Origin of the sequence: Microbacterium sp. ISL-103 (assembly GCF_018613995.1) — a bacterium.
Lineage (GTDB): Bacteria > Actinomycetota > Actinomycetes > Actinomycetales > Microbacteriaceae > Microbacterium.
Genome location: NZ_JAGGPD010000370.1, coordinates 1 through 4,707, shown reverse-complemented (window position 1 = coordinate 4,707; position 4,707 = coordinate 1). Strand labels below are relative to the sequence as shown.

General features: G+C 68.2%; 8 protein-coding genes. 5 read left to right on the top strand and 3 right to left on the bottom strand.

The features are described from left to right. The coding region (locus J7E68_RS13575) for a DUF4166 domain-containing protein (protein WP_215173412.1) at window positions 1–500 on the top strand (500 nt) is incomplete at its 5' end. A gap of 8 nt (window positions 501–508) precedes the next feature. After that, complete coding sequence (locus J7E68_RS13570) at window positions 509–1,483, top strand: epimerase (RefSeq protein ID WP_215173420.1); 975 nt, start codon at window positions 509–511, stop codon at window positions 1,481–1,483. 10 nt (window positions 1,484–1,493) lie between these two features. Here the strand turns inward: J7E68_RS13570 and J7E68_RS13565 are convergent, their stop codons facing one another. Genes J7E68_RS13565 through J7E68_RS13555 form a run of 3 tightly spaced genes read right to left on the bottom strand, consistent with a single transcriptional unit; the run spans window position 1,494 to window position 3,098 of the window. After that, the gene (locus tag J7E68_RS13565) at window positions 1,494–1,889 is read right to left on the bottom strand and encodes a PLDc N-terminal domain-containing protein (RefSeq protein WP_215173410.1); all 396 of its coding nucleotides are present in this window, start codon (window positions 1,887–1,889) and stop codon (window positions 1,494–1,496) included. A 38-nt stretch (window positions 1,890–1,927) separates the two neighbouring features. Then, window positions 1,928–2,857 carry an aldo/keto reductase family oxidoreductase gene (locus J7E68_RS13560; protein ID WP_215173408.1) on the bottom strand — a complete coding sequence of 310 codons (930 nt, stop codon included), beginning with the start codon at window positions 2,855–2,857 and terminating at the stop codon, window positions 1,928–1,930. 16 nt (window positions 2,858–2,873) lie between these two features. Beyond that, window positions 2,874–3,098 carry an XRE family transcriptional regulator gene (locus tag J7E68_RS13555; RefSeq protein ID WP_251048978.1) on the bottom strand — a complete coding sequence of 75 codons (225 nt, stop codon included), beginning with the start codon at window positions 3,096–3,098 and terminating at the stop codon, window positions 2,874–2,876. A 94-nt stretch (window positions 3,099–3,192) separates the two neighbouring features. Between J7E68_RS13555 and J7E68_RS13550 the strand changes: the two genes are divergently transcribed. The 3 genes from J7E68_RS13550 to J7E68_RS13540 are packed head-to-tail and all read left to right on the top strand — an operon-like array spanning window position 3,193 to window position 4,674. Next, window positions 3,193–3,570 carry an XRE family transcriptional regulator gene (locus J7E68_RS13550; RefSeq protein ID WP_311416938.1) on the top strand — a complete coding sequence of 126 codons (378 nt, stop codon included), beginning with the start codon at window positions 3,193–3,195 and terminating at the stop codon, window positions 3,568–3,570. Between the two features lie 21 nt (window positions 3,571–3,591). Next, window positions 3,592–4,032, top strand: coding sequence for an ImmA/IrrE family metallo-endopeptidase (locus J7E68_RS13545; RefSeq protein ID WP_215173405.1), 441 nt, complete (start codon window positions 3,592–3,594; stop codon window positions 4,030–4,032). A 39-nt stretch (window positions 4,033–4,071) separates the two neighbouring features. Next, the gene (locus tag J7E68_RS13540) at window positions 4,072–4,674 is read left to right on the top strand and encodes a GNAT family N-acetyltransferase (RefSeq protein ID WP_215173403.1); all 603 of its coding nucleotides are present in this window, start codon (window positions 4,072–4,074) and stop codon (window positions 4,672–4,674) included. Window positions 4,675–4,707 lie beyond the last annotated feature (33 nt).

The following is a 4,707-nucleotide window of genomic DNA, read 5'->3' as shown; positions in this document are numbered from 1 at the left end:
GTGTGTTCACGACGGCGGGCTCCCGCCACCGCTGGCTGTGGCCCGTGTTCCGGATCGCCGAAGCCCTCGGCGTCGCATTCGCCGGCTACGAGCACGACGTGCCGTTCCGGATCGAGAACCGCACGATCGACGGCACCGCTGTGGCCGTGAGGCATTTCGATCTTCCCGGGCGCACCTGGGTGATGCCCGACACGGTCGTGCTCGGCGCGAATCAGATCCTCCGCAACGAGATCGGCCCGCATCGCACCGTGGTCACCACCTTCGACATCTCCGTCCGAGATGAAGCGGTGGTGCTCAGCATCCGCCGCGTCGGCCTGCGACTGGGGCCGCTGCGCATCGCAGCCCCCGCATTCCTGCGACCGCGCATCGCCCTGGTCGAGCGGTGGGACCACGAGCGCGAGCAGCACCACGTGAAGATGACGATCGACGCCCCGCTGCTCGGCCGCGTCTACGAGTACACCGGCTTCTTCGACTACGCGATCGAGAGCGAGACACCGTGACCGATGCCATGCCCGCGCCTGCGGGTCCCGTCGTCATCGGCGGCTCCACCGGGTTCATGGGTCAATATCTGATCCCGCGCCTGCGCTCGGCGGGCAGAGAGGTCATCACGATCTCCCGCACGGATGCCGATATCTCGTGGGGCGACCAGCGGGCCATCGACTCTGCGGTCGACGGCGCCTCGCTCGTGATCGGGCTGGCGGGCAAGAGCGTGAACTGCCGCTACACCGCCGAGAACCGGGCAGCCATCTTCCGCTCCCGCCTCGACACCACCGCATCCCTCAGCACAGCGATCGCCACCGCGACGAACCCGCCTCCGCTCTGGGTGAACTCGTCGACGGCCACGATCTACCGCCACGCCGAAGATCGCCCCATGACCGAATCCTCGGGCGAGATCGGCAGAGGATTCTCGGTCGAAGTGGCCAGAGCATGGGAGCGGGCGCTCTTCGCCGACGATCTGCCGCAGACCCGCAGGGTGGCTCTGCGCAGCGCCATCGTGCTCGGACACGGCGGAGTGCTCGGCCCCATCCGCACTCTCGCACGGCGGGGCCTGGGCGGCTCGCAGCACGACGGCCGGTGGCCGATCACTCCCGCTCGCCGCGCTGCGGGAACCGGGCACTCTCCCGGCGCCCGACGAGGTCGTCAGCGCTTCAGCTGGGTGCACGTCGAAGACGTCGCCCGCATCATCGACTTCCTCGAGCAGACGCCGTCGCTCGAGGGTCCCGTCAACGCCTCTTCGCCGAATCCCTCCGACAACGCCGAGTTCATGGCCGTCGTCCGCCGCCTCCTCGGAGCCGGCTTCGGCCCGCCCTTGCCCCGGTGGATGCTCGAGATCGGAGCCATGGGCATGCGCACCGAGACCGAGCTGATCCTGAAGAGCCGGTGGGTCATCCCCGAGAAGCTCACGCTCGCGGGTTTCGAGTTCGCCTACTCGAAGCTCGAGGACGCCGTCCGGGAATCCTTCGACCTGCGGCGCGCGGCCTAGCGCGACGCACCTAGCTCGCCGCGGACTCCGACCCCGTCGAGGTGTCACCGCTCTCGCGTCGACGCTTCTCGACCTCCTGGCGCAGACGCCATTCCTCGATCTCGCGATCGAGGTCGGCGATCTGCTGCTCGGTGCTCCGGGTGTCGCTCGGCGGAACGGGATTCGGTTCGGGCCGTCGTGCCGCCGGACGGGCTGCCGGGCGCATCCGCGGGATGCGCAGACCGGCTTCGGAGTACTCGCGCCCGATCGCGAACCACAGCAGACTGCCGATCAGGGGCAGCAGGATGACGATGATGATCCAGGCCATCTTCGGCAGGAACCTGACCTGCGAGTCGTCGCGCTTGATGATGTCGACCAGGGCGCCGACCATCAGCGCGATGATCAGGAGCGAGAACAGGAACGGCATGTGTTCAGGGTAGACGACGTCGGCGCGGCGTGTCCTCGTCAGGGCAGGAGGTGGCCGGCCGCCCGGAACAGCTCGTACCATTCCGCGCGGGTGAGCTCTATGTCGGCGCCCGCCGCCGCATCCTGCACGCGCTGAGGCGTCGTCGTTCCCAGCACCACCTGCATCTTCGCGGGATGACGGGTGATCCACGCCGTCGCGATGGCGATCGGGGCCACACCGTACGATGCCGCGAGCCGGTCGATCACCTCGTTGAGCTCGGCGTACTCGGGGTTGCCCAGGAACACTCCCGTGAAGAATCCGCCCTGGAAGGGCGACCATGCCTGGATCGTTATCCCGTTGATGCGGCAGTACTCGACGATGCCACCGCCGTCGCGGACGACGCTCTGGTCTTCCCCTGCCATGTTCGCGGCCACGGGCTGCGCGATGATCGGCGCATGCGTGATCGACAGCTGCAGCTGGTTGGCGACCAGCGGCTGGGTCACGGCCGTGCGCAGCAGGTCGATCTGACGCGGAGTGTGGTTCGAGACGCCGAAGGCGCGCACCTTGCCCGCGGCTTCGAGCTCGTCGAAGGCACGAGCGACCTCGTCCGGTTCGACCAGCGCATCGGGGCGGTGCAGCAGCAGAACGTCGATGCGATCCGTGCGCCGGGCCGTCAGCGATCCGTCGACCTGCCGCAGGATGTGCTCGTACGAGAAGTCGAACGACCCCTCCGCCGGGTTGATGCCGCACTTGGTCTGCAGGACGATCTCGTCCCGCTCGGCAGCGGAGAGCGTGAGGGCATCGGCGAAGCGCCCCTCGCAGAAGTGCATGCTGCCGCCGTAGATGTCGGCGTGATCGAAGAAGTCGACCCCCGCACCGCGGGCGGTGTCGTAGAGTTCGCGGATCTGAGCGTCATCCTTGTCATCGATGCGCATCATTCCGGCGACGACGGCGGGGGCGGTGGCGGATCCGAACGGAATGGTCTTCATTCCCCCACGCTAGCGGTCACCTCTCGTCCGATGTAGGGGTGAGTCGCGTGACGGCGATGTCGAGGGCCGCCGCGATGTCGGCCAGATCTGCGACGGTGAAGTCGACCTTCATGGCGAGCTTCTTCTGCAGCGCCGGGTGGGCGATCCCTGATCGCTCCGCGAGCCAGAGCGTCGTCTGCCCCGCACGCACGAGTTCGGACGCCACCGTCACTGCCACCACACGTCGCACTTCTGTCGTCACTCATCGACAGTATCGCCGCACCCGTGGTCGGACAAGGTCCGAACGCACCAGTATGACGGCATCCTGGGTTCATCCCAGTGCTATCGTGACTCACGTGAAGACACCGGGCGACCAGTTCAACGCAGCCGTGGGGCGCCAGCTCCGGGCCGAGATCGCAGCAGCGGGCAGCAGCATCGCCGCGATGGCACGCGAGATCGGGATCGCGCGCAGCGCCCTCGACAACTACGTCAACGGCAAGCGCGCCATCCCGGTGCCCGTGGTCTACGACGTCGGCCTGTCGGTCGATGTCGCCCCTCATCTCATCTTCCGTCGTGCCGAAGAACGTCTCGGAGCCGAGGGCGGTCGCCGCACGGCCACCATCACAGAGCTCCCCCGTCGCACCGATGTCCGCAGCCACCGCCAAGATGAGTCCGAGGTGGCCTTCGACTCGCCCCTCGCGCACGGCCGCGACACCGACGACCTCTACGACTGACGACCCATCCCGAGGAGGGCCATGGAGCGCCTCCTCCGCCTGATCGATGAGAACGGGCTGCGTCTGGTCGAGCGACCGGGCGTCTCGTACGGCGGGTACGAGCCCCAGACCCGCACGATCCGGGTCGCGCCGGGTCTGAGCCGACGCACGACCTGCAGCGTGCTCGCTCACGAATTGGCGCATGCTGTGCTCGGGCACACGCCGACGAGCGACCCCGTGACCCGCCGCCGCCAGGAGCGCCGCGCCGACGAGTGGGCCGCACGCCTGCTGATCTCGCCCGCGGAGTATGCCGACGCCGAGGCGGCGAGGGGCACCCACCCGGCGAGCCTCGCTTTCGAGCTCGGCGTGACGATCGAGATCGTCACCGCGTACCAACGGCTGCTCCGCCGGATCGGCGACGCGACGTACGTCGATGCCCGTCTCGGCCGTGGTCAGTGGGCGCACCGCAGCGTGAGCGCGTGAGATGACAGAGGGGCGGCCGCGCGCTGATTGAATGACTGCATGACCTTCCGCACCCCTCCCGCCCCGATCACGCTGTCAGGCCGTCTCGTCGAGCTGCGCCCCCTCGAGACCTCGCACCACGACGGACTCCTCGACGCACTCAGCGAAGGAGATCTGTGGAAGCACGCCTGGTACACCTCGGTACCCTCCCCCGAGGGCCTGGCCACCGAGATCGACCGGCGCATCGGCCTGATCGAGAGCGGCGGCATGATCCCCTTTACCGCGTTCGACGCCTCAGGTCGCATCCTCGGGCTCACGTCGTACTACGACCTCGATGCCGACGTGCCGCGACTGCATATCGGGTACACCTGGAACCGCCCGTCGGCCCATGGCACGGGAACCAACGCCGAGTCGAAGCTGCTGCTGCTGCGCCACGCGTTCGAAGACCTCGGCGTCTTCCGCGTGGGGCTGACCACCCAGTGGGTCAACTTCCAGTCGCGTGCCGCGATCGAGCGACTGGGCGCGAAGCAGGACGGCGTCATGCGCGCGATGAGCCGCTACCGCAACGGCGCGCTGCGCGACAGCGTCGAGTTCTCGATCATCGAGCCGGAATGGCCTGCGGTCAGGGCGAACCTCGAAGCGAGACTCGCCCGGCGCAGCTGACTACTCGGTGGCGTTGCCCGACCAGTTGTCCTT